The sequence below is a fragment of the Mycobacterium sp. NPDC006124 genome (genome assembly GCF_040614235.1).
GTDB lineage: Bacteria > Actinomycetota > Actinomycetes > Mycobacteriales > Mycobacteriaceae > Mycobacterium.
Window position 1 is genome coordinate 35,626 of sequence record NZ_JBEXUA010000008.1, and the last position, 23,900, is coordinate 59,525.

23 protein-coding genes are annotated in these 23,900 nt (G+C 67.9%); 15 read left to right on the forward strand and 8 right to left on the reverse strand.

Features of this window, described 5'->3' with window-relative positions; all coding sequences use genetic code 11:
• Positions 1–44 precede the first annotated feature (44 nt).
• The 5 genes from ABZ195_RS17465 (at position 45) to ABZ195_RS17485 (ending at position 4,450) form a co-directional block, all read left to right on the forward strand.
• Positions 45–590 carry a GNAT family N-acetyltransferase gene (locus ABZ195_RS17465; protein WP_355219890.1) on the forward strand — a complete coding sequence of 182 codons (546 nt, stop codon included), beginning with the start codon at positions 45–47 and terminating at the stop codon, positions 588–590.
• 26 nt (positions 591–616) lie between these two features.
• On the forward strand, positions 617–1,744 hold the full coding sequence (locus tag ABZ195_RS17470) for a uroporphyrinogen-III synthase (RefSeq protein ID WP_355219891.1): 1,128 nt from the start codon (positions 617–619) through the stop codon (positions 1,742–1,744).
• Between the two features lie 87 nt (positions 1,745–1,831).
• Positions 1,832–2,662, forward strand: coding sequence for a hypothetical protein (locus ABZ195_RS17475; RefSeq protein ID WP_355219893.1), 831 nt, complete (start codon positions 1,832–1,834; stop codon positions 2,660–2,662).
• Between the two features lie 115 nt (positions 2,663–2,777).
• On the forward strand, positions 2,778–3,689 hold the full coding sequence (locus tag ABZ195_RS17480; RefSeq protein WP_355219895.1) for a DUF222 domain-containing protein: 912 nt from the start codon (positions 2,778–2,780) through the stop codon (positions 3,687–3,689).
• A 50-nt stretch (positions 3,690–3,739) separates the two neighbouring features.
• On the forward strand, positions 3,740–4,450 hold the full coding sequence (locus ABZ195_RS17485) for an HNH endonuclease signature motif containing protein (protein WP_355219897.1): 711 nt from the start codon (positions 3,740–3,742) through the stop codon (positions 4,448–4,450).
• A 53-nt stretch (positions 4,451–4,503) separates the two neighbouring features.
• On the opposite strand, the gene ABZ195_RS17490 is transcribed toward ABZ195_RS17485, so the two are convergent.
• Both ABZ195_RS17490 and ABZ195_RS17495 read right to left on the reverse strand, forming a co-directional pair.
• A complete protein-coding gene (locus ABZ195_RS17490; RefSeq protein ID WP_355219899.1) occupies positions 4,504–4,884 on the reverse strand; it encodes a hypothetical protein in 381 nt (126 codons plus the stop codon).
• 12 nt (positions 4,885–4,896) lie between these two features.
• Positions 4,897–5,655: an isocitrate lyase/phosphoenolpyruvate mutase family protein gene (locus ABZ195_RS17495; protein WP_355219901.1), complete on the reverse strand. Its 759-nt coding sequence runs from the start codon at positions 5,653–5,655 to the stop codon at positions 4,897–4,899.
• 115 nt (positions 5,656–5,770) lie between these two features.
• Between ABZ195_RS17495 and ABZ195_RS17500 the strand changes: the two genes are divergently transcribed.
• The 5 genes from ABZ195_RS17500 (at position 5,771) to ABZ195_RS17520 (ending at position 9,928) form a co-directional block, all read left to right on the forward strand.
• Positions 5,771–6,073 (forward strand): hypothetical protein, encoded by a 303-nt coding sequence (locus tag ABZ195_RS17500; protein WP_355219903.1) that lies wholly within the window; start codon positions 5,771–5,773, stop codon positions 6,071–6,073.
• Between the two features lie 69 nt (positions 6,074–6,142).
• Entirely contained in the window at positions 6,143–6,973 is an 831-nt protein-coding gene (locus ABZ195_RS17505) for a hypothetical protein (RefSeq protein ID WP_355219905.1), read from the forward strand.
• Positions 6,974–7,003: 30 nt separating this feature from the next.
• Complete coding sequence (locus tag ABZ195_RS17510) at positions 7,004–8,968, forward strand: fumarate reductase/succinate dehydrogenase flavoprotein subunit (protein ID WP_355219907.1); 1,965 nt, start codon at positions 7,004–7,006, stop codon at positions 8,966–8,968.
• A gap of 2 nt (positions 8,969–8,970) precedes the next feature.
• Positions 8,971–9,720, forward strand: coding sequence for a succinate dehydrogenase/fumarate reductase iron-sulfur subunit (locus ABZ195_RS17515; RefSeq protein WP_355219909.1), 750 nt, complete (start codon positions 8,971–8,973; stop codon positions 9,718–9,720).
• Between the two features lie 46 nt (positions 9,721–9,766).
• Positions 9,767–9,928 carry a hypothetical protein gene (locus ABZ195_RS17520; protein ID WP_355219911.1) on the forward strand — a complete coding sequence of 54 codons (162 nt, stop codon included), beginning with the start codon at positions 9,767–9,769 and terminating at the stop codon, positions 9,926–9,928.
• A 10-nt stretch (positions 9,929–9,938) separates the two neighbouring features.
• Here ABZ195_RS17520 and ABZ195_RS17525 read toward each other — a convergent pair whose 3' ends face one another.
• Both ABZ195_RS17525 and ABZ195_RS17530 read right to left on the reverse strand, forming a co-directional pair.
• Positions 9,939–10,427 (reverse strand): flavin reductase family protein, encoded by a 489-nt coding sequence (locus ABZ195_RS17525; protein WP_355219913.1) that lies wholly within the window; start codon positions 10,425–10,427, stop codon positions 9,939–9,941.
• A gap of 236 nt (positions 10,428–10,663) precedes the next feature.
• Entirely contained in the window at positions 10,664–11,743 is a 1,080-nt protein-coding gene (locus ABZ195_RS17530; RefSeq protein ID WP_355219914.1) for a dihydrodipicolinate reductase, read from the reverse strand.
• A gap of 247 nt (positions 11,744–11,990) precedes the next feature.
• On the opposite strand from ABZ195_RS17530, the gene ABZ195_RS17535 reads away from it, so the two are divergent.
• Positions 11,991–13,826, forward strand: a complete 1,836-nt coding sequence (locus ABZ195_RS17535) for an acyl-CoA dehydrogenase (RefSeq protein ID WP_355219916.1) — start codon at positions 11,991–11,993, stop codon at positions 13,824–13,826.
• A 99-nt stretch (positions 13,827–13,925) separates the two neighbouring features.
• The gene (locus ABZ195_RS17540) at positions 13,926–15,338 is read left to right on the forward strand and encodes an alpha/beta hydrolase-fold protein (protein WP_355219918.1); all 1,413 of its coding nucleotides are present in this window, start codon (positions 13,926–13,928) and stop codon (positions 15,336–15,338) included.
• Here the strand turns inward: ABZ195_RS17540 and ABZ195_RS17545 are convergent, their stop codons facing one another.
• On the reverse strand, positions 15,339–16,253 hold the full coding sequence (locus tag ABZ195_RS17545) for a TIGR03564 family F420-dependent LLM class oxidoreductase (protein ID WP_355220323.1): 915 nt from the start codon (positions 16,251–16,253) through the stop codon (positions 15,339–15,341). It lies immediately after the preceding gene.
• Between the two features lie 53 nt (positions 16,254–16,306).
• On the opposite strand from ABZ195_RS17545, the gene ABZ195_RS17550 reads away from it, so the two are divergent.
• Positions 16,307–17,446 (forward strand): TDT family transporter, encoded by a 1,140-nt coding sequence (locus tag ABZ195_RS17550; RefSeq protein ID WP_355219919.1) that lies wholly within the window; start codon positions 16,307–16,309, stop codon positions 17,444–17,446.
• Positions 17,447–17,625: 179 nt separating this feature from the next.
• Here the strand turns inward: ABZ195_RS17550 and ABZ195_RS17555 are convergent, their stop codons facing one another.
• Entirely contained in the window at positions 17,626–18,945 is a 1,320-nt protein-coding gene (locus tag ABZ195_RS17555) for an acetyl-CoA C-acetyltransferase (protein ID WP_355220325.1), read from the reverse strand.
• Positions 18,946–19,044: 99 nt separating this feature from the next.
• Between ABZ195_RS17555 and ABZ195_RS17560 the strand changes: the two genes are divergently transcribed.
• Both ABZ195_RS17560 and ABZ195_RS17565 read left to right on the forward strand, forming a co-directional pair.
• On the forward strand, positions 19,045–20,448 hold the full coding sequence (locus ABZ195_RS17560; RefSeq protein WP_355219920.1) for a 3-oxoacyl-ACP reductase: 1,404 nt from the start codon (positions 19,045–19,047) through the stop codon (positions 20,446–20,448).
• Between the two features lie 2 nt (positions 20,449–20,450).
• The gene (locus ABZ195_RS17565; protein WP_355219922.1) at positions 20,451–21,296 is read left to right on the forward strand and encodes a MaoC/PaaZ C-terminal domain-containing protein; all 846 of its coding nucleotides are present in this window, start codon (positions 20,451–20,453) and stop codon (positions 21,294–21,296) included.
• On the opposite strand, the gene ABZ195_RS17570 is transcribed toward ABZ195_RS17565, so the two are convergent.
• On the reverse strand, positions 21,293–23,158 hold the full coding sequence (locus ABZ195_RS17570) for an ABC transporter ATP-binding protein (RefSeq protein ID WP_355219924.1): 1,866 nt from the start codon (positions 23,156–23,158) through the stop codon (positions 21,293–21,295). The genes ABZ195_RS17565 and ABZ195_RS17570 overlap by 4 nt on opposite strands.
• Before the next feature lie 98 nt (positions 23,159–23,256).
• Complete coding sequence (locus tag ABZ195_RS17575) at positions 23,257–23,877, reverse strand: TetR/AcrR family transcriptional regulator (protein WP_355219926.1); 621 nt, start codon at positions 23,875–23,877, stop codon at positions 23,257–23,259.
• Positions 23,878–23,900 lie beyond the last annotated feature (23 nt).

Below are 23,900 nucleotides of genomic sequence, written 5' to 3' on the forward strand. Positions count from 1 at the left end.
GCGTGGTCATACCCTGGCTCGTCGCATCCTGGTAGGAACGAGGTGTGCTGCACACCGCGCGCTTGGTTCACACCTCCGATCTCGACGCCGAGACCCGGGAGGACGCGCGGCGGATGCTCGTCGACGCCTTCGCCGACGGAGAGGTGGACTTCACCGACGCAGATTGGGAGCACGCGCTCGGAGGCATGCACGCCCTGATCTGCGTGCGTGGCGCGCTCGTCGCACACGGAGCAGTGGTGCAGCGCCGGATGATCCATCGGGGCGCCGCACTGCGCTGCGGATACCTCGAAGGGGTCGCGGTCCGGGAGGACTGGCGCGGGCAAGGGCTCGCGATGGCAGTGATGGACGCCCTCGAACAGGTGCTGCGCGGGGCCTACCAACTCGGAGCGCTGAGCGCGTCGGAGGCGGGCCGGCACGTGTACGACGTGCGTGGGTGGCAGCCGTGGCGGGGCATGACCTCGGTGCTGAGCCCGGAGGGCGTGGTCGCCACACCCGATGACGACGCCTCGATCTTCGTGCTTCCCGTCACCGCGGACCTCGACACGACCGGCGAGATCACGTGCGACTACCGCGACGGCGACGTGTGGTGACCAGAGGATTCGCATCTCACCGCGAGATGGCGGCACCTCTGACCGGATTCCGGGTGGCGGTGACCTCGGCTCGCCGAGCCGACGAGTTGAGCACATTGCTGCGCCGCCGCGGAGCGACCGTCACCAGCGCCGCAGCCATCGAGATGGTGCCGCTGCCCGACGACGACGAACTGCGCGTGAACACCGAGGCGCTGATCGCCGTACCTCCCGACGTGGTGGTGGCGACGACGGGGATCGGGCTGCGAGGCTGGATCGCCGCCGCCGACGGTTGGGGACTGGCGGCCGACTTGACCGCCGCGCTGAGCACGGCGCGAATCATCTCCCGCGGACCGAAGGCCACCGGTGCGCTGCGAGCGGCCGGACTGCCCGAGGAGTGGTCACCGGAATCCGAGTCGTCGCGCGAGGTGATGCAGTATCTGCGCGAGGGTGGCGTCGAGGGGCTGCGCGTCGCCGTGCAGCTGCACGGGGCGACCGCCGACTGGGATCCGTTTCCGGAGTTCCTCGACGAACTGCGGGCGGCCGGGGCCGAGGTCGTACCCATCCGGGTGTACCGATGGCACCCCGTGCCGCGCGACGGCGCCTTCGACGCGCTGGTCCTCGGCGTGGCCGAGCACCAGTTCGACGCCGTGAGCTTCACCTCCGCACCTGCCGTCGCCGCGACCCTGATGCGGGCCAAGGAACTTGGCGTCGAGGACGAGGTGCTCGACGCCCTGCGGACCGACGTCCACGCGATGTGCGTCGGCCCGGTGACGGCGCGCCCGTTGATGCGGCTCGGCGTGCCGACCTCGGCCCCCGAACGGATGCGGCTCGGGGCTCTGGCGCGGCACATCACCGACGAGCTGCCGCTGCTGCAGTCACGCACGGTGACGGTGGCCGGTCACGTACTGGAGGTCCGCGGCACGTGCGTGCTGGTCGACGGGGTGGTCAAGGATCTGCCGCCCGCGGGCATGGCCACCATCCGCGCGCTGGCCCACCGACCGGGACAGGTCGTCTCGCGCGGTGACCTCCTCGGCGCGCTGCCGGGTGGCGGCACCGACACCCACGCCGTGGAGACCGCGGTGCTGCGGCTGCGAACGGCATTGGGCGACAAGAACATCGTGGCAACCGTAGTGAAGCGCGGCTACCGGCTGGCCGTCGACGAGGGTGCAGCGTGAACCTCCTGCCGTAAGCCCACCCCGGCAAGACGCGGCTGATCGACCACACAGTGCCGCGATGCGCCGGCCAGGACTACGGTGAGCGGGGTGGCCCTGGAGACCTACCGCTACCTGCGCGGCGGCATGGCAGTGATGATCGTGCTGCTGGGGACGGCAGTGCTGATCGAACGGTCGCGTGCGACGTGCTGGCAGACCTCCATCAGCGCTTACTACTACACCTCCGCCCACGCGGTCTTCATCGCCGCGCTGTGCGCGCTGGGCGCGATGCTCATCGTCTACAAGGGCAGCAACGACACCGAGGACGTTCTGCTCAACCTCGCGGGCATCCTGGCCTTGATCGTCGCGATGGTGCCGACGTCACGACCGTTGCTGCTCTGCGGCCCTGCGGATCTCGACGCAAGCGGTAGCTCCGCCATCCCGAACACATGGGCGGTCGTCGTCGCCCTGGTGGTGTCGCGAGTCGGGGCGTGGTGGATGCATCGGCGCACCGGGACCGCCCGATCCCGCAGTGCGCTGGGCATGGCCGCGACGTGGACACAGCGCCTGCTGTTGGCGGTGGGTATGGCTGCATTGGTGTTGGCGCCCCGATGGTTTCGCGCCAATGCCCACGGTGTGGCGGCGACGGCCATGTTCGCCGCAATCATCGCCACCGTGGCGATCACCGCACTCGTCGTCGACGCCGGCAGCTACCGGTGGGTCTACCGGTCCATCCTGGCGGCGATGGTGCTCACCCTCGCGGCGGCGGTGGGCCTGCACCTCGCCCTGGACGGGTTCAACCACGCCGTGATCGTCGTCGAGTCGTTGCTCGTCGTGGAGTTCGCGGCGTACTGGATGGTGCAGACGGTCGAACTGTGGGGCACCACAGCGCGCGTCGGCGCGGTCACGCGCTACGACACCCGTCTGCTGCGTGCCCTCTAGCACTCGGCACCGACATCTCCGCCGACTGAGGCGGGGTTGTCCACAGCCTGGGTCTCATCCACAGAACGGTTGTAGCAGAACGACTTTCGTCAGTCGTGGGCCATAGACTGAACTCATGTTCGATCAGTTGGTGGACGCGGCGACCGGCACCCGTGGTGCCGGGGCGCTGTGGTCGTGGGCCCGGGTGGAGAACGCCGCCTGCGCCCGCCGCGTCGCTGCGATGGCCGCCATGCTCGACGAGGCGCACGCCGCGTCGGGATCCGCGGATCGGGACCAATGGTGTCTGGACAACTTCGACGCCGTCGCCGCCCACATCGGCGCCGCCCAAAACATCACCCCCGGAGCGGCCGGCAATCAACTGCTGATTGCGGTCGCACTGCACGAACGCTTTCCCCGCGTCGCGGCGGTCTTCGCCGACGGGCTCATCACCTATGCATTGGTGAAGACGGTGGTGACGCGGGCCGCCCTGGTCGTCGACCCCGACGCGCTGCGGACCCTGGACGCATCGTTGGCCGATGCGTTTGGTTCGTGGGAGCCGATGTCGGTGGACAAGACCGAGAAGACGATCGACGCCCATGTCGCCCAAGTCGACCCGCAGGCCGTGCGGCGCACCGAGACCAAGGCCAGAAGTCGATCCGTCGAAATCACCATCGACGAGGACGGCAGCGGTCTGGCCACCCTGTACGCCACCCTCTTCGCCCACGACGCCAAGACGTTGCAGGCCCGACTACGAGCCCTGGCCGCCACCGTCTGCCCCGCCGACCCGCGGACCGCCGACCAACTCCACGCCGACGCCTTCGGCGCTGGCGGGAACGACCGCATGGCCTGCCTCTGCGGCACCGACGACTGCCCCGCCGCCCAGAACCCACCCGCCACCCGAGTGGTGGTCTACGTCATCGCCTCAGAAGACACGATCAGCGGCCCGGCACCCGAACCCGAGACGCCCGCGCCGACACCCGAGACCCCCGCACCCACAACGGAGGGGGCACCGACGCGCCTGTCGTCGACGACGCACCTGCGGTGCTAGAAACCGACGCACTTGCGCCACACGGCGAGTCACGTCCGACTACGACAGGCATGCCTCCCACCGACGAACGCGCCGCCCTCGACGGCGACCACCCACCGCTATTCGACAAGCCGCTGCGTGACCTCACCCTCACCGAGGCCCTCACCCCGACACCCGGCACCCTGGCGAACCTGCGCCCCGCAGCGTTGATGGGTGGCCAATTCCTGCCCGGGGCGATCGCCTGCCGCGCCACCATCGGGGCGACGATCACCCCGATCATGCATCCCGGCCAAGCGTCACCGGAGAACCGGTGCCGACCGTCGAAGAAGTTGGCCGACTTCATCCGCTGCCGCGACATGACCTGCCGCTTCCCCGGCTGCCGTGCACCCGCCACGAATTGCGATGTGGATCATACGATTCCGTGGCCGAACGGACCGACCACCGCATCCAACCTCAAATGCCCATGCCGCCGACACCACTTGCTCAAGACCTTCTGGGGTGGCGAGAACGGTTGGCGCGACGGACAACTCGACGACGGCACCATTATCTGGACTGCACCGGATGGCCAAGAATTCATCACCACACCCGGCAGCCGACTGCTGTTCCCCGAACTGAGTAGATCCACTGCCACGGTCACGGCGACCGGCCGACCCACACCGCACACCGCGGGACTCACCATGCCGCGCCGGGCGACCACCCGCGCCGAGGACCGCGCCGCACGCGTCACCCACGAGCGCGAGGCCAACGAGCAGTGCACCCGGACCGGCGGCCCGGAGCCCTAGCTGCAGGCGACGTCACGGTGTGCTCACCCGCGTCGGCAACCGCCCGTGAGCATTCAGACGTGACCCGCGTTGGTGGGGGTCGTCGTGCCGTAGGGGTTGGACGTAGTCGTCGAGGTCGACGACGACGCGGGGTCCTCGGTATCCGGGCCGCCCGTGGTGGGAGCGTCGGTCAGGCTCGGCACGCCGCCGTCCTCGCTGGTCTGCACGCTCGGCAGCCGGTAGCTCGTCGAGGTCGACGACGTCGCGTACGTCGACTCCGACGACGAGGTCTCCGACGACGAGATCGCCGGGGCGTCGACGCCGGCCGGCCCGGACGTCTCCGAGGTGTTCACCACCGCCACCACCAGCAGAACGAGCAACGCGACGGCTGCTGCACCGGCCGCCCAGATGACCCCCGGATGGTCGTCCCAGTCGAAGCGCTCGTCATGGTCCACGGCCCGGATCGTCTACTTCCAGCGAGCCAGCAGCGTCTGCGCGTGCGCGGACAACACACGCTGAAGGAACGGCCCGAAACTGATGCGGCCCACGCCCAGCGGTCCGAACGAGGCCGGGTCGTCGGTGTCCGGGATGGCGATCGCGTTCACCGGCAACGGCAGTTCGGAGGTCAACCGTCGCATGGTGTCGTCGTCGTGGCGGCCCACCGGGTACAGGCTGTCGGCGCCAGCCTCGGCGGCCAGGATCAGCCGGGCGATGGCGCGGTCGACGCGATCGGACTCCTCCCCGTCCTGACGGATGAAAAGGTCCGTGCGCGCGTTGAGGACGACGTGCACGCCGGCCCGATCCGACGCCGCACGGAGCTCGCCGATCAGTGCCGCGTGCTCCTCGGCCGACCGAAGCCGCTTGCCCTCGGAGTGCACCGTGTCTTCGACGTTGAGGCCCACCGCGCCTGCGGCCAACAACCCCTCGATCAAGCGCTGTGCCGACTCTCCGTAACCGGACTCGACGTCGACCGAGACCGGGACGTCGACTGCGCCGGTGATCTGAGCGACCCGTGTCGTCAGGTCGTCGAAGGACATTCCCTCTCCGTCCTCCTTGCCCACCGAGTCGGCCACCGGATGGCTTCCGACCGTCAACGCGCTGAAGCCCGCGTCGACCGCCAGCTTGGCCGACCAGGCGTCCCACACCGTCGGCAAGATCACCGGGTCACCGGCCACGTGCAGCCTCTTCAGCGCCGTCGCGCGCTCCTGCAGAACCTCTTTGGACATTTGCCAACCCTTCACTCTTGGACGTGACCTGTCTCACTCTCAAGTCCGAGAGTGACTACCATCAATTGTCGTACTGTGATCCGTGACACCCTTCAGCCCAAGGAGGTCAACTCCGTTGTCCACAACCACCGAACTCGACCAGCTGCACGAGCTGATCGGAGGCCTGCGCCGCTGCGTGTCGTCACTGGCATCACGCTACGGCGACAGTGCGGCGATGCGCCGCATCATCAACGACGCCGAGCGCATCCAGAACGACATCGACCGGCTCGACATCGACGCCGAGGAGTTGAATCTGGTCCGCGGAGTGAGCCACCACCACCGCAACCTCGAGAAGATCGGCATTCCCGACACCCAATACGCCAGCGACTTCTGGCAGGACGTCGATGACGAGGGCCCGATCAGTTCGCCGTACGACTAGCTCCAACGGCGGCGCCACAGCCGTCCGACGCAGACGACCGTTCCATCACGATGAAGTGAGGCAGACCCCTTGAGCGCACCCACCGCCGACCGCAGCGACCCCGGGGGCACGGGCGTCTTCTCCCCGACGCGAGCCAAGATCTCACAGCGCACGCTGCGCACGGACTCGTGGTGGAAGTCCCCGCTGATCACCGATCTCGGCTTCGCCGCCTTCCTGATCTACGCGACGGTGCGGGCGTTCGTGCAGGACGCCTACTTCGTGCCCGAGTACCACTACCTCACGCCGTTCTACTCACCCTGCATCAGTACCGGGTGCATTCCGGAGGCAAGTGGATTCTGGCCGCAGATCCTGCCCGACGTGTGGTGGCTGCCGTACGCGGCCGCGTCGCTGCCGTTCCTCCTGCTGTTCCGGCTGACGTGCTACTACTACCGCGGTGCCTACTACCGGTCGGTGTGGCAGTCGCCGACCGCCTGCGCGGTGGCCGAGCCGCACGCCAAGTACACCGGGGAGACGCGGCTCCCACTGATCATCCAGAACACGCACCGCTACTTCTTCTACATCGCCGGGATCATCTCGGTGATCAACACCTACGACGCGATCGAGGCGTTCCACTCCCCGAGCGGCTTCGGATTCGGTTTGGGCAACGTAATTCTCATCGTCAACGTCGTCATGCTGTGGGTCTACACGCTGTCGTGCCACTCGTGCCGCCACGTCGTGGGCGGGCGGCTCAAGCACTTCTCCAAGCACCCCGTGCGGTACTGGCTGTGGGGTCAGGTGAGCAAGCTCAATACCAGGCACAAGCTCTATGCCTGGGTCACGCTCGGCACCCTGATGCTCACCGACTTCTACGTGATGCTGGTCGCCAGCGGCACCATCTCCGATCTCAGATTCATTGGCTGACATAGCCATTCGAGTAGCAAGGATTATCTGATGGCTGAACTGGAACGGCACGAGTACGACGTGGTCGTCATCGGCGCCGGCGGCGCAGGGCTGCGCGCGGTGATCGAGGCACGCGAACGCGGCCAGCGGGTCGCGGTGGTCACCAAGTCGCTGTTCGGCAAGGCGCACACGGTGATGGCCGAGGGCGGCTGCGCGGCGGCGATGAAGAACGTCAACTCCAAGGACACCTGGCAGACGCACTTCGGCGACACGATGCGTGGCGGCAAGTTCCTCAACAACTGGCGGATGGCCGAACTGCACGCCCAGGAGGCCCCCGACCGGGTGTGGGAACTGGAGACCTACGGCGCGCTCTTCGACCGCACCAAGGACGGCAAGATCAGCCAGCGCAACTTCGGCGGGCACACCTACCCGCGGCTGGCGCACGTCGGCGACCGCACCGGTCTGGAGATCATCCGCACCCTGCAGCAGAAGATCGTCTCGCTGCAGCAGGAGGACTTCCGCGAACTCGGCGACTACGAAGCCCGGATCAGGGTCTTCCACGAATGTTCGATCACCGACCTGATCCTCGACAAGGGTCCGCGGGAGAACGCCAGCGCAGAGCCCGACTCGGACGGACCCACCGGCAAGATCGCCGGCGCGTTCGGCTACTGGCGCGAGACGGGCAACTTCATCCTCTTCGAGGCGCCGGCGGTGGTGCTGGCCACCGGCGGCATCGGCAAGTCGTTCAAGGTGTCGTCCAACTCGTGGGAGTACACCGGCGACGGCCACGCGCTGGCTCTGCGAGCCGGCTCGTCGCTGATCAACATGGAGTTCATTCAGTTCCACCCGACCGGGATGGTCTGGCCGCTCTCGGTGAAGGGCATCCTCGTCACCGAGGGCGTCCGCGGCGACGGCGGAGTGCTGAAGAACTCCGAGGGCAAGCGCTTCATGTTCGACTACATCCCCCCGGTCTTCAAGGGGCAGTACGCCGAGACCGAGGAGGAGGCCGACCAGTGGCTCAAGGACAACGACTCGGCCCGGCGCACCCCTGACCTGCTGCCCCGCGACGAGGTCGCCCGAGCGATCGTCGCCGAAGTCAAGGCCGGCCGCGGCACCCCGCACGGCGGGGTCTACCTCGACATCGCCTCACGCATGCCCACCGAGGAGATCAAGCGCCGGCTGCCGTCGATGTACCACCAGTTCATCGAGCTGGCCGAGGTCGACATCACCAAGGACGAGATGGAGGTCGGGCCGACCTGTCACTACGTCATGGGTGGCATCGAGGTCGACCCCGACACCGGCATGGCGGCAACCCCCGGACTGTTCGCCGCCGGCGAGTGCTCCGGTGGCATGCACGGTTCCAACCGCCTCGGCGGCAACTCGCTGTCGGATCTGCTGGTGTTCGGGCGCCGCGCCGGTCTGGGCGCCGCCGACTACGTCCGCGCACTCGGCGAGCGGCCGAAGATCTCGCAGGACTCCCTCGACGAGGCCGAGAAGATGGCGCTGGCCCCGTACGAGCCGCACGAGAATGCCGAGAACCCGTACACGCTGCACGCCGAACTGCAGCAGTCGATGAACGACCTCGTGGGCATCATCCGCAAGGAGGAAGAGATCCACGAGGCGCTCGAGAAGCTCGACGAGCTCCGCGGACGGCTGCAGAACGTCTCGGTCGAGGGCGGGCGGGTCTACAACCCGGGCTGGCACCTGGCCATCGACATGCGCAACATGCTGCTGGTCAGCGAGTGCGTGGCGAAGGCGGCGCTGCAGCGCACCGAGAGCCGCGGCGGCCACACCCGCGACGACCACCCGGCGATGGACGCCAGCTGGCGCAACAAGCTGCTGGTGTGCCGGACGACGCAGGCGGCCACCGCCGAGGCCATGGTCCCGGGGGTCACCGTCGCCGCCGAGGAACAGGTGCCGATGCGCCCGGACCTGCTCGAGGTCTTCGAGCTCTCCGAACTCGAGAAGTACTACACCGACGCCGAATTGACCGGGCACCCGGAACGGAAGGGCTGAACATGGCTGCGTACGAGGCGAGCATGCGGGTCTGGCGCGGCGACGACACCGGGGGTGAGCTCAAGGACTACACCGTCGAGGTCAACGACGGCGAGGTGGTGCTCGACATCATCCACCGGCTGCAAGCCACCCAGGCCAACGACCTCGCGGTGCGCTGGAACTGCAAGGCCGGCAAGTGCGGGTCGTGCTCGGCCGAGGTGAACGGCCGGCCGCGGCTGATGTGCATGACGCGCATGTCAACCTTCGGGGAGGACGAGGTCGTCACGGTGACGCCGCTGCGCACCTTCCCCGTCATGCGCGACCTGGTGACCGACGTGTCCTTCAACTACGAGAAGGCGCGCCAGATCCCGTCGTTCACCCCGCCGAAGGACCTGCAGCCGGGCGAATACCGCATGCAGCAGGAAGACGTGAACCGCAGCCAGGAATTCCGCAAGTGCATCGAGTGCTTCCTGTGCCAGAACGTCTGCCACGTGGTGCGCGACCACGAGGAGAACAAGGAGAACTTCGCCGGTCCGCGCTATCACATGCGGATCGCCGAGTTGGACATGCACCCGCTGGACACCGTGGACCGCAAGGACATGGCGCAGGAGGAATTCGGCCTCGGCTACTGCAACATCACCAAGTGCTGCACCGAGGTGTGCCCCGAACACATCAAGATCACCGACAACGCCCTGATTCCGATGAAGGAACGCGTCGCCGACCGCAAGTACGACCCGATCGTGTGGTTGGGAAACAAGCTGTTCAAGCGGTAACGCGCGTAGCCTGGGAGGCAGCCAATCAACGACGAAGGGCGGCCGCATGAACACCGGAGAGACCAAGAGCGTCAACGACATTCGCACCGCGATCCGAGAGCTGACCGCACGCGCCGAGCTGGCCCGCAAGGAGGGCCGACCCGACGATGCCGACGAGATCGACCGCCGGGTTCAGGGCTATCGCGAGGAGTTGGCCGCACGGCCCTGACACGGCCGCCTCAGGCGCCGAGGCGACGGAACGCGCTGCGGTGGAACACGATTGGCGCGACACCGTCGTGGATCGTGATGTCGTGCACCCGAAGCACCACGATGGTGTGATCGCCGGCGAGCACCTCCTGCTCGATTGCGCTCTCCAACCACACGCTGGTGCCGTGGATGAACAGCGCACCCCGGTCCGACGTCGCCGTCTCCAACCCGGCGAAGCGGTCGCCGGTCTTGGCGGCCAGGGTCTTGGCCGCCGTGTCGTGCGCCTCCCCCAGCACACTGATGCCCAGGAACGGCAGATCCTTGAGCTTCGGCCACGTCGTCGACGTGTTCTGTACGCAGAACGACACCAGGGGCGGGTCGAGCGACACCGGCACGAAGGTGCTCGCCGCCAAGCCGACCCGGACGCCGTCGACCTCCGCGGCTATCGCGATCACGCCCGTCGGGAAGTGCCCGAAGGCTTCGCGCAGGGACGTCGGGCTCAGATCAGTGCTACCGGTCATGACTCGTCCATCTTCACACGCGCCCGAGCTCGGTGGCCATGTCTACGATCACGGTGAAGGTAACTGGCCGCCCGACCGCTGCCACGATCGGGCGGTAACCTGACGCGCATGCCAGCTCCTTGCCCGGCAAACGCGCCAGCACGTTTGTCTGATCAGCCCGCTGCGCGAGGTTGTTCTTGGCATGAGAAGCCGTCAGGCAGCAATATTACGCTTCCACCAAATCAATCCGTCGATCGCTAGGCCCAGCGGGTGGCCTCGACCTCGGCGGGCAGCGGTGGGTGCAGCGGCACGTCGAGGCCGTCGTAGAGGCCCGGCTTCTGGGTGGCGAGCCATTCGATCGCGCCGAGCAGACGGTTGGCGGCGGTGGTGTTGCCACCGTCGGCCCGGGTCCCACCGGGCACGTCGGCGCGGCTGATGATGGTCAGCTGGGGGTCGCCGTCGACGATCACGCGATGGTCGCCGACGCCCTCGTCGGGGTGCGGCCAGTCCGGTGCGCAGGTCGGGTCGATGCGGGTGACGTGGTCGACGACGATGCGCTCGCGGCCGCCCGACCAGCCGATGACCTTCAGCCGGAACGCGCCCTGGGTGCCCTTGCCGAAGTGTCCCATGACGTTCTCGACGGACTCTTCGAGCGGCCGCCGTTCGACGACCTCGGTGATGTCGTCGATCTCCAAGCCGAGGCCCCGTCCGATCAGCCGGATGTTGCCGCCCCACACCATCGTCGGGATCGACGGCAGCAGCATCATCGGCACCTCGTCCATCGATCCGCCGAAACCGCAGCTGACCCGTACGGCGTGCGGCTGGTCGTAGGTCGAGTAGTCGAAGATCTCCTGGCAGTGGATGGTCTTGATACGCGTGCAGAGTCCCGCGGCCATGACGGCGAGCGCGTCGTTGGCCCAGCCGGGGTCCACGCCGCTAACCAGCAGGGTGGCGTTGCCGCGCTCGGCGGCGGCGGTCAGTCGGTCGACCCATTCCCGTGGCGCCGAGCGGGGGTCGTAGAGGGAGTACAGCGACGGTGTGACGACGTGCGCGCCGGCCAGCAGGCATCGCTCGATGTCGGCGACGGCGTCGTCGGGGCGGATGTCGCCGGAGGCCATGTAGGCGACCGCGTCGCAGTCGGCGAGCGCGGCGTCGACGTCGGTGGTGGCGAGGACACCGGTCGCCTCGGCCGTGTCGGCGAAGGCACCTGCATCGCGGCCCGCCTTGTCGGGCGAGGAGGTGATCACCCCGGCCAGCGTCAGCCCGGGAAACGCCAGCGTGGAGCGGACCGCCGTCGAACCCATGTTTCCCGTTCCCCAGACCACCACGCGCCTCATGCGCCTCACCCTAACGGGCGTGCTGGGGGTCCTCGTGGCGGACATCACATCAGGCCGTCGGCGCAGCTCACGGGGGGTATCGCGCGTCGGCGAGCGGCCCAATCAACCGTCGGGTTGGTTAGCCAGCGGATATTTGCTCGACACTGCTTTGCAGACAAGTTACCAGCCGGTATAGTCGACGGCAGTTACTGGTGGGTAACTTAGCCCGAGTACCCAACCGCAGACGGCATCTCATCGAGGAGAATTCGTGAGCCATTACAAGAGCAACGTCCGTGACCAGCTGTTCAACCTCTTCGAGGTCTTCGGTATGGACAAGGTTCTCGGCGAGGGAGCCTACGGCGACCTCGACGGCGACACCGCCCGCGAGATGCTGGCCGAGATCACCCGGCTCGCCGAGGGACCCATCGCCGATTCGTTCGCCGACGGTGACCGCAACCCGCCGACGTTCGATCCAGAGACCCACACCGTGAAGCTGCCCGAGGCCTTCAAGAAGTCGGTCCGCACCATCATCGACGGCGGCTGGGACAAGATCGGCCTCGACGAGGAGCTTGGCGGCATGCCGATGCCGCGCACCCTGCAGTGGGCCCTGATGGAGAGCGTGCTGGGCGCCAACCCGGCGGTCTACATGTACTCGATGGGCGCCGGATTCGCGCAGATCATGTACAACCAGGCCACCGAAGAGCAGAAGAAGTGGGCCATCCTCGCCGCAGAGCGTGGCTGGACCTCCACGATGGTGCTCACCGAGCCCGACGCCGGTTCCGACGTCGGCGCCGGCCGCACCAAGGCCGTCCAGCAGCCCGACGGGACGTGGCACCTCGACGGTGTCAAGCGCTTCATCACCTCCGGTGACGCCGACGACCTCGGCGAGAACATCCTGCACCTGGTGCTGGCGCGTCCCGAGGGTGCCGGCCCCGGCACCAAGGGTCTGTCGCTGTTCTTCGTGCCGAAGTACCACTTCGACTTCGAGACCGGTGAGCCCGGCGAGCGCAACGGCGTCTACGTCACCAACGTCGAGCACAAGATGGGCCTCAAGGTCTCCGCGACGTGCGAGCTCTCGCTCGGCCAGCACGGCACCCCGGCCGTCGGCTGGCTCGTCGGCGAGGTGCACAACGGCATCGCGCAGATGTTCGAGGTCATCGAGCAGGCGCGAATGATGGTGGGCACCAAGGCCATCGCGACGCTGTCGACCGGCTACCTCAACGCGCTCGAGTACGCCAAGAGCCGCATCCAGGGCGCCGATCTGACGCAGATGACCGACAAGACCGCACCCCGCGTCTCGATCACGCACCACCCCGACGTGCGCCGTTCGCTGATGACCCAGAAGGCGTACGCGGAGTCGCTTCGCGCGCTGTACCTCTACACCGCGACGTTCCAGGATGCCGAGGTCGCCAAGGCCGTCCACGGCATCGACTTCGACCTGGCCGGCAAGGTCAACGATCTGCTGCTCCCGATCGTCAAGGGCGTCGGCTCCGAGCAGGCCTACGCCAAGCTCACCGAGAGCCTGCAGACCTTCGGTGGATCCGGCTTCCTGCAGGACTACCCGGTCGAGCAGTACATCCGCGACGCGAAGATCGACTCGCTCTACGAGGGCACCACCGCGATCCAGGCGCAGGACTTCTTCTTCCGCAAGATCGTCCGTGACAAGGGTGTCGCGCTGGGCTACGTCGCGAACGAGATCGAGCAGTTCGTCAAGAACGAGACCGGCAACGGTCGCCTCAAGGCCGAGCGCGAGTTGCTGGCCAACGCTCTGGCCGACGTCCAGGGCATGGCGGCCACGCTCACCGGCTACCTGATGTCGGCGCAGGAGGACTCGGCCAACATCTACAAGGTCGGCCTCGGCTCGGTGCGCTTCCTCATGAGCGTTGGCGACCTCGTCCTCGGCTGGCTGCTGCAGAAGCAGGCCGTCGTGGCCATCGCCGCCCTCGACGAGGGTGCCAACGGTGCCGACAAGTCCTTCTACGAGGGCAAGATCGCCGTGGCGTCGTTCTTCGCGAAGAACTTCCTGCCGCTGCTGTCCAGCACGCGTCTGGTGCTGGAGAACATCGACAACGAAGTGATGGAACTCGACGAGGCTGCGTTCTAAGTCGATCCACGCACGATGGGCCCCCGCTTCGGCGGGGGCCCCTTGCGTTTCATAACCGGGTTACAGCTGCCGCCCAGGTTTCATTGCGACGATGTAAACGTGCACTTCTTGGCCGCCGACGCTCCGGCTACCTACCGCCACGGATTGTCACTCCTGCAAGGCTGGTTGCCGCTGACCATCCAGATCATCGCGATCGTGGTGCTGGTGGCCGCGCTGGGGTGGCGAGCGCGGCGCTGGTGGCTGATCTGGCTCCCCGTCGCCGCCCTGGTGGGCGTCGGCGCGGCCGCGTGGGCGCACTGGTACGTCGACTCGCAGGGCATGGCGGGTGACCCCGCCCCCGACTCACTGTGGGTCTGGACCGGTCTGACGGGATTCGCCCTCGCCGCAGCGATTTTCGGCTGGCGCGGGGTGAAGTGGCGCCGCGTGGCCGCGGTGGCCGCCGTCCCGCTGTGCCTGCTGAGCACCGGCCTGGCGCTCAACACCTGGGTGGGCTACTTCCCCACCGTGCAGATCGCGTGGAACCAGCTGACCGCTGGTCCGCTGCCCGACGAGACCGATCTCGACACCGTGACCGCCATGCAGAAGGCCGGCACCGTGCTCGACCACGGCAGCGTCGTGCCGGTCGACATTCCTTCGACCGCATCGGGATTCAAGCACCGGACCGAGCTGGTCTATCTTCCGCCGCGGTGGTTCTCGTCCAACCCGGCGCCCAAGCTGCCCGTGGTGATGATGATCGGCGGCGAGTTCAACACTCCCGCCGACTGGCTGCGCACCGGAAACGCCGCGTCGATCGTCGACTCCTTCGCCCAGTCCCACGGCGGCAACGCCCCCGTGCTGGTGTTCGTCGACTCCGGCGGCTCGTTCAACAACGACACCGAATGCGTCAACGGGGTGCGCGGGAACGTCGCCGATCACCTGACCAAGGACGTGGTGCCCTACGTCGAGTCACAGTTCGGCACCAGCTCCGTCAGTGCCGACTGGGGCATCGTCGGCTGGTCGATGGGCGGTACGTGCGCCGTCGACCTGACGGTCATGCACCCCGAACTGTTCAGCACCTTCGTCGACATCGCGGGTGACACCGGACCCAACGCGGGCACCAAGGAACAGACCGTCGACCGGCTCTACGGCGGCGACGCCGCGGCGTGGGCTAATTTCGACCCGGCCACCGTGATGACCAAACATGGCCCATATCAAGGTGTCTCGGGCTGGTTTGCGATCTCGACCGACGCGCCGAAGAAGTTCACGATGCCGCACAGCGAGGGCGCCGTCGGCCTCGGTGGCCGCGACGCGGACGGCATGCCCACCGATCAGACGCAGGCCGCCAACACGCTGTGCGGGCTCGGCAAGGCCAAGGGCATCACCTGCTCGGTGGTGCCGACGACGGGTCGCCACGACTGGCCGCTGGCCACCCAGGTGTTCACCGCGGCTTTGCCGTGGCTGGCGGGCGCGATCCACACTCCGGGCGTCCCACCCGTGCCATTGCCGGCGGGTGCCCCGGTCGCCCAGCTCTGATCAGGCGTCGAGTGCGCGCAGCGCGGCGCGGGTGCGGGCCCTGCCCTCCGGTGACGGATCGAAGGTCGCGGCGACGTACTCGTCGACCCCGGCCGCGCTCAGTTCGGCGAGGCGCTCACCTACCGTCGCCTCGTCGCCGATGATCGCGGCGTCCTCGGGACCGGCGTACCCCTCGCGGTCGAGCATGGCGCGGTAGGACGGCAACACGCCGTACATCTTGAACTGCTCGGCGGCCTGCGTGCGGGCACCGTCGACGTCGTCGGTGACGCATACCGGCAGCGCGGCCACCACGCGCACGGCGGACTCGGGGCGACCCGCGTCGGCGGCCGCCTGCCGCAGTGTCGGACCCACGTGACCGGCGAGCGTCTTGGGTCCCGTCATCCAGGTGCACGTGCCCGCCGTCCGGCGGCCGGCGATCCTGAGCATTTGCGGACCGAGCGCGGCGACGTACACCTCCGGCCTCGGTGCGCCGGGGATCATCAGAGCACCCCTGGTGGTGAGAATTTGGCCCGTCGCATCGGCGGCGTCACCTGCCAGCAGCGGAAGCAGCCCGTCGAGGAACTCGTTGAGCCGGCGCACCGGCTTGTCCCACGGAATGCCCCACATGCCCTCGGTGACGGCCTGGTGCGTCATGCCGAGGCCCAAGATGAGGCGCCCGTGCGACACCAGGCTGACGGTCAGCGCGCGCTGGGCCATCTGCATGGGGTGCTGGTTCTGGATGGGAACGACGCCGGTAGCCACCTCGATGCCCTCGACCTCGCGCAAGGCCACCGCCAGCACGGTGAGAAGATCTGGCTCATAGGGCATTTGGCTCATCCACAATCGGCGGAAGCCCTCCTCGCGCAAGAGGTCGAGGTTCTGCACGCACGCGTCGACCGGATTGTCGCGACCAGCGTCGCCGAGTTGACCGAACATCGAGATCTGCACGGGTCCATCGAAGCACGAGTGCGTGCTGTTCAATGCCAACCATGACCGCACCCTCCATGCCAGAAGAAGCAGCACGGCTGAAGAACTTCGGGCCCAACTGGTTCGCCTCGGTGATGGGCACCGGGATCGTGGCGACCGCCGGCGCCGGTCTGCCCGTCCACGTGCCGGGACTGCACGTCTTCTCCCGCGTGGTGTGGGTGTTCGCGACCGTCCTGCTGGTGGTGTTGCTCGTCGCGGTGACGGTGCAGTGGTTCCGGCATCCGACGGTAGCCCGCAGCCATTCGCACAACCCGCAGATGGCGCACTTCTACGGCGCCTGCCCGATGGCGCTGATGACCGTCGGATCGGGCGCGATCCTCGTCGGCCGGGACCTGCTGGGTGCCCGGGTCGCCGTCGACCTGGCGTGGGTGCTGTGGACGGCGGGCACCGTCGGCGGCCTGTTCACCGCCGTGTCCATCCCGTTCGTCATGTTCACCCAGTTCAACGTCGAACCCGACGCGGCGTTCGGCGGCTGGCTGATGCCGGTCGTCCCGCCGATGGTGTCGGCGGCGGCCGGCGCCCTGCTGATCCCGCACATGGCGCCGGGAACGGGCCGCACGACGATGCTCTACGGCTGCTACGCGATGTTCGGGCTGTCCCTGTTCGCCGGGCTGATCATCATCAGCATGATCTGGAGCCGGCTGGCGCACTACGGCACCTCCGGGACCGCACGCGTCCCGACGCTGTGGATCGTGTTGGGGCCCTTGGGTCAAGGCATCACCGCGGCGGGGCTGCTCGGTACCGCCGCGGCGCTGGCGGTGCCCGCCGACCTGGCGAAGGCGATGAACCTCTTCGCGGTGCTCTTCGGAGTGCCGGTGTGGGGTTTCGCGGTGTTGTGGATCGTGCTGGCGACGTCGCTGACGGTGCGCACCCTGCGCCGCGGCATGCCGTTCGCGCTGACCTGGTGGAGCCTGACCTTCCCGGTCGGCACCTTCGTCACCGGCACCACGCAACTGGCCGTGCACACCGGGCTGCCCGCGTTCCGGGTGGCGGCGCTCGTCGCCTACGCCGGACTGTTGTGCACCTGGGGGCTGGTGGCCGCGCGCACGGCCCGCGGCAGCGTCGGCGGCAGCCTGTTCGCACCGCCGCCGGCCAACGCCGGGCCGGTGCGGGCGCGGAAGGATCCACCCGTCAGCGCCTGACCCCCTTCATCGAGTGTGCTGGGAGATCGCGATTTCGTTGGAATTCCCGATCTCGCAGCACACTCGACGGGCCCGGCATGAAAGAAGCCCCGTGTTGCCGTCGGGTCGGGGGGGTCAGACGGCAACACGGAGCTACTACGGGTATCGACGCGTCGCGCCGGGGCGTTACACCCCGATCCTCACGCCTCCAGGATCGCGGTGACGCCCTGTCCGCCGGCCGCGCAGATCGAGATGAGACCACGCACTGGCTTGCCGGTCTCGCCCTTCTTCTCGGCCAGCTGCTTGGCGAGCTGGGCGACGATGCGACCGCCGGTCGCCGCGAACGGGTGGCCCGCCGCCAGCGAGGATCCGTTGACGTTGAGCTTGGACCGGTCGATGCTGCCCAGCGCGGAATCGAGACCCAGCCGCTCCTTGCAGTACTCCTCGGACTCCCACGCACTCAGCGTCGCGAGCACGACCGAGGCGAATGCCTCGTGGATCTCGTAGAGGTCGAAGTCCTGCAGCGTCAACCCATTTCGGGCCAGCAGGCGCGGCACCGCATACGTGGGAGCCATCAGCAGACCGTCCGGGCCGTTGACGTAGTCGACCGCCGCGGTCTCGCCGTCGACGAAGTAGGCCTGCACCGGAATCGAGTGCGCCTGCGCCCACTCCTCGCTGGCCAGCAGGGCCACCGAGGCGCCGTCGGTCAGCGGCGTCGAGTTGCCCGCCGTCATGGTGGCGTCGCCGTTCTTGACCCCGAAGACCGGCTTGAGCTTGGCCAGCTTCTCGGCCGACGAATCCGGGCGCAGGTTGTTGTCCCGGTAGAGGCCGAGGAACGGGCTGACCAGGTCGTCGAAGAACCCACGGTCGTAGGCGGCGGCCATGTTCTGGTGGCTGGCCGCGGCCAGGGCGTCCTGGTCGACGCGCTTGACGCCCATCTCCTTGGCCGTGATCGCGGCGTGCTCGCCCATCGACAGGCCGGTGCGGGGCTCGCCGTTGGTGGGAATCTCGACGCCGATGGCGGCGGGCAGCTTGCCGACGAGCTTGAGCCGGTCGACGTTGGACTTGGCGCGGCGCAGGCCGAGCAGGACGCGGCGCAGATCGTCGCCGAAGGCGATGGGGGCGTCCGAGGTGGTGTCGACGCCGCCGGCGATGCCGGAGTCGTACTGACCGAGGGCGATGCCGTTGGCGACCGCGATGGCCGACTGCAGACCCGTTCCGCAGGCCTGCTGCAGGTCGTAGGCCGGGGTGTACGGCGACAGCGCGCTGCCGAGCACGCACTCGCGCATCAGGTTGAAGTCGCGGCTGTGCTTGAGCACCGCACCGCCGACGACGGCACCGATCCGCTCACCCTCGAGGCCGTACCGTTCGACGAGCCCACCGAGCGCGGCGGTGAACATGTCCTGGTTCGACGCGTTGGCGTAGGCGCCGTCGGACCGCGCGAAGGGGATTCGGTTTCCGCCGAGGATGGCCACTCGACGGGCTGCCTTGCTGGGCGACTGGGTGTCGGCCACGTTCATCTCCGTTGGTTGAAAGTGGTTGCTGGTGTCGAGCGTCATACTACCCACGGTTCTTACTCTGGAGTAAGTTCGTGACCGATACGACAATCTCGCGCGGTCATGGGTACCCCAGTCCCGCACGCACTACCCGTCTCCTCGAAAGGCAGCTCTGTGGCTTCCGACCTGTTCTCGCAAGTGGTCAACTCCGGACCTGGCTCGTTCCTGGCCAAGCAACTCGGCGTGCCTCAGCCGGAAACCCTGCGCCGCTACCGGGCGGGTGAGCCGCCGTTGGCCGGCCCGCTCCTGATCGGTGGTGAGGGCCGCGTCGCCGAACCCCTGCGCAACTCGTTGGCCGAGGACTACGACCTCGTCGGCAACAACGCCGGGGGACGCTGGGCCGACACCTTCGGTGGACTGGTCTTCGACGCCACCGGCATCACCAGCGGCGAGGGCCTCAAGGCGCTGCGCGACTTCTTCACCCCGCTGCTGCGCAACATCGGCTCCAGCGCACGCGTGGTCGTCGTCGGCACCACGCCGGACCAGACCGACACCGTCGACGAGCGCATCGCGCAGCGCGCCCTGGAGGGCTTCACCCGCTCGCTCGGCAAGGAGTTGCAGCACGGCGCCACCATCGGACTGGTCTACCTGGCCGCCGACGCCAAGCCCGCCGCCACCGGCCTGGAGTCCACCATCCGGTTCCTGCTGTCGGGCAAATCGGCCTACGTCGACGCCCAGGTGTTCTACGTCGACGCCCAGGACTCCGTGCCCCCGGCCGACTGGGACAAGCCGCTCGACGGCAAGGTCGCCCTGGTCACCGGCGCCGCACGTGGCATTGGCGCCGAGATCGCGAAGGTGTTCGCCCGCGACGGCGCCAAGGTCGTGGCCATCGATGTGGAGAGTGCCGCCGATGCCCTGGCCGAGACCGCCACGAAGGTGGGCGGAACCGCGCTGGCCCTCGACGTCACCGCGGCCGACGCCGTCGACCGCATCACCGAGCACCTGCGCGAGCACTACTCGGGTACGGCCGACGTCCTGGTCAACAACGCCGGCATCACCCGTGACAAGCTGCTCGCCAACATGGACGAGGGCCGCTGGGACTCGGTGATCGCGGTCAATCTGCTTGCCCCGCAACGGTTGGCGCAGGGCCTGGTGGACAACGGCACGATCGGCGAGGGCGGTCGCATCGTCGGCCTGTCCTCGATGGCCGGCATCGCGGGCAACCGCGGACAGACCAACTACGCCGCCACCAAGGCCGGCATGATCGGCATGACCCAGGCGCTGGCCCCCGTCTTCGGCGAGAAGGGAATCACCATCAACGCCGTCGCACCGGGTTTCATCGAGACCAAGATGACCGAGGCCATCCCGCTGGCCACCCGCGAGGTGGGGCGCCGGATGAATTCGCTCTTCCAGGGCGGCCAGCCGGTCGACGTCGCCGAGGCCATCGCCTACTTCGCCAGCCCCGCGTCGAACGCCGTCACGGGCAACACCATTCGGGTGTGCGGCCAAGCCCTGCTGGGGGCGTGACCATGACCCAACCGAGTGGCCTGAAGAACATGGCGCTGGCCGCGGCGGGAGCGCTGCCGTTCATCTCCCGCGGCAGTTCGCTGCCCGATCGCACGGTCAGCATCGCCGACCTGGCGATCAACCCGGCCAACGTGTCCGAGTACGCCGCGGTGACGGGTCTGCGCTTCGGCGACGCGGTGCCGCTGACCTACCCGTTCGCACTGACGTTCCCGTCGGTGATGTCGCTGGTGAGCGGTTTCGACTTTCCCTTCGCCGCAATGGGTTCGGTGCACGTCGAGAACCAGATCACGCAGCACCGGCCGATCGCCGTGACCGACACCGTCGACGTCAAGGTGCACGCGGAGAACCTCCGCGAGCACCGCAAGGGTTTGCTCGTAGACCTCGTCACCGACGTCTCCGTCGGCAACGACGTCGCCTGGCATCAGGTGACGACGTTCCTGCATCAGCAGCGAACCAGCCTGTCCGACGAGCCGAAACCCGAGAAGCCGCATCGGCAGCCGAAGCTGCCGCCACCCAACGCGATCCTGCACGTCACACCGGGCCAGATCCGGCACTACGCGTCGGTGAGCGGAGACCACAACCCGATCCACACCAGTTCGCTCGGCGCCAAGCTGTTCGGGTTCCCCACCTCGATCGCGCACGGGATGTTCTCCGCCGCAGCCGTTCTGGCCAACGTAGAGGGGCAACTCCCCGATGCGGTGTCGTACTCGGTGCGCTTTGGCAAGCCGGTGTTGCTGCCGGCCCGCGTGGGCCTCTACACCGAACGCGTCTCCGACGGCTGGGATCTGACGTTGCGCAACCTGTCGAAGGGATACCCGCACCTGACCGGCACGGTGCGCGCGCTCTAGGTGCTGGCGGCGGCTACGTGCGGGTCGACGTTCTGCGCCTCGTACAGCCGCTCGTACAGACCGCCCGCGGCGATCAGCGACTGGTGATCACCCTGTTGGGCGATGCGGCCGTGCTCGATCACCAGGATGCGGTCGGCGACCGCGGCGGTGAAGTCCATGTCGTGGCTGATCACCAGACAGGTGCGGTCCTTGGCATAGCCACGGATCACGCCGGTCAGGCGCGCCCGCTGATTGGCGTCGAGGTTCTCGGTCGGCTCGTCGAGCAGGAGCACCTCCGGTGTCCGTAACAGGCAGCGGGCCAACGCAATCAGACGCTTCTGACCGCCGGAGGGCACCTGCACGTCGACGACGGTGTCGTACCCGTCGTGAAGTCTCGCGGGGTCGGTGATGACGGCGTGCACGTTGGCCCGTTCGCACGCCTGCTCGATCTCGGCGTCGGTGGCCTCCGGCCGGGCCAACCGGATGTTCTCGCGGATGGTGTCCTTGACGAAGAAGGGGAACTGGGCCAGCTTGGACACCTGATCCCGCAGCGACGCGATCGTGGCCTGGTCGATCGGATGACCGTCGAGCAGGATCCGCCCCTGCTGAGGATCCAGGAACCGCAGCATCAAGTTGTAGACCGTCGACTTCCCCGATCCGATGCCGCCGACCAGTGCCACCGTCTCGCCCTCGGCGACCGAGAACGACAGGCCGTCGAGCACCCGGTTCTCGGGTGTGTAGCCGAACACCACGTCCTCGAACACCACGTTGCCGCGGACCTCACCGAGTGGCGTCGCCGACGGTGACTCCCGGACCGTGGGACGCGTGTCGAGCAGTTCGTAGGTCGACGCGGCACTCGGTGCCACCGACTGATAGGTGGTGTAGGCGCCCATGACCCGTTGGGCCGCACCGAACATCGTCGGCACCATCCCCGCGAACACCATCAGGCCGGCGAAGGTCAAACCGAAGCTCGAACTGAAGCCGATGCCGACCAGCAGCACGACCACCGTGCTCAACGCGATGAACACCTGAGACCCGTTGGCGGTGGCCTGCATCCACATCACCGTCGACGCCTCGCTCCTGGCGGCTTCCTCGGACACCTTGCGAAATCGTCTGCTGCGCAACGATTGTGGGTTGAACAATTGAATCTCGGCGATGCCGCCCACGGTTTGCTCCAGCTCGGCACCCATCGCCCGGTCGGCGGTCATCGTCCGCCGCACCGCCGCCTGCACGTAGGCGCCGGCGTACTTGAGCACCACCAATGCCACCGGGGTCAGGATCAGCGCCGCGACCGTCATCTGCCACGACAGCGCCACCAGGTAGGCCACCGCCACCAGCAGCACCAGTGAGTCGATCAACGGTGGCAGCAGGCAACCCGTCAAGAGTCGTTGGACCCCATTGGATTCCACCGTCACACGATGGATGAGCGCCCCGGTCTGCGAGCTGGTGAAGAAGTCCAGCGACAACGTCTGCAGGTGGTCGTGGACCCGCTGACGAATATCGGTGACCAGTACTCTCTCCACCTTCGTGCCGACCCACGCGTTGACCAGGTACATCAGCTGGGTCAACACCAGCGCCCCGGCCCACACCGTCAGCAGCACGGCGAAGGACACCGAACCCGCCACCCCACCGAGCGGGCCGTCGGACCGGGCGACCAAGGGGCCGCGCATGCCCCAGACCTCGGTCAGGTTGCCCTGTGTCCCGGCGTCGGCGACCACCTGCATCATGGGGCCGAATGCGGCCGCGCTGACATAGGGCAGGGCCGATGCCAACGCACCGACGACGAAGAGCGCCACGAGCCAGCCGCGTACGGCGGGCAGCATGCTGAGACTTCGCCGGATGAGACGGTCTGGACGCACCTCCGGCCCCACTGCGTCGACCATGGGAACACCTCTTCTGCCGGCCGAATCCCGTGGACGGAGGTTACGTCACCTCACAGGTGCCCGTCGGAGAACGGCGGCAGTCGGAGCGCCGATGGCGGTCAGCCCGCGGCGGCCGATGCCTGGCTGTCGGCCGGTCTGCCCTTGAGTCCGCGCCAGAAGAGGTTGATCATCAGCTCGGCGGCCTCGTGCACCTCGGCGTCACCGGTGCTGACCCGCGCGGCGACCGCCTCGCCGGCGCCCACCAACGCGACCGCCATCATGTCGAAGTCGGTGTCGGGCTCCGGGTTTCGCGTACCGGACTGCAACAAGCGGCCGACCAGGTCGACGATGCGTTCGCGGCCCTCGCGCACGGTGTGTGCGAATGCCTGCGAGCTGGTCGCCTGGGTGTACAACACCATCCACGACGCCCGGTTGGTGTCGATGTAGCTCAAGAACGCCACCACGGCGTTGCGCAGCAACTCCCTTGGGGGCTGGCTGAAGTCGATCTCGCCGCGGACGGTGTCGACGAACCGCGCGAGCTCCCGGTCGAGGCAGGCGCCGAAGAGTTCTTCCTTGGATCCGTAGTACAGATAGAGCATCGGCTTGGAGATCTGCGCCTGGCCGGCGATCGCGTCCATCGACGTCTCGTGGTAGCCGTTCACCGAGAACATCTGAACGGCCGCGTCGAGCATCTGCTGCTCACGCACCGCGCGAGGCAATCGCTTGGTTCCACCGGCCATCAGATCAGACTAGGCAATCGCTC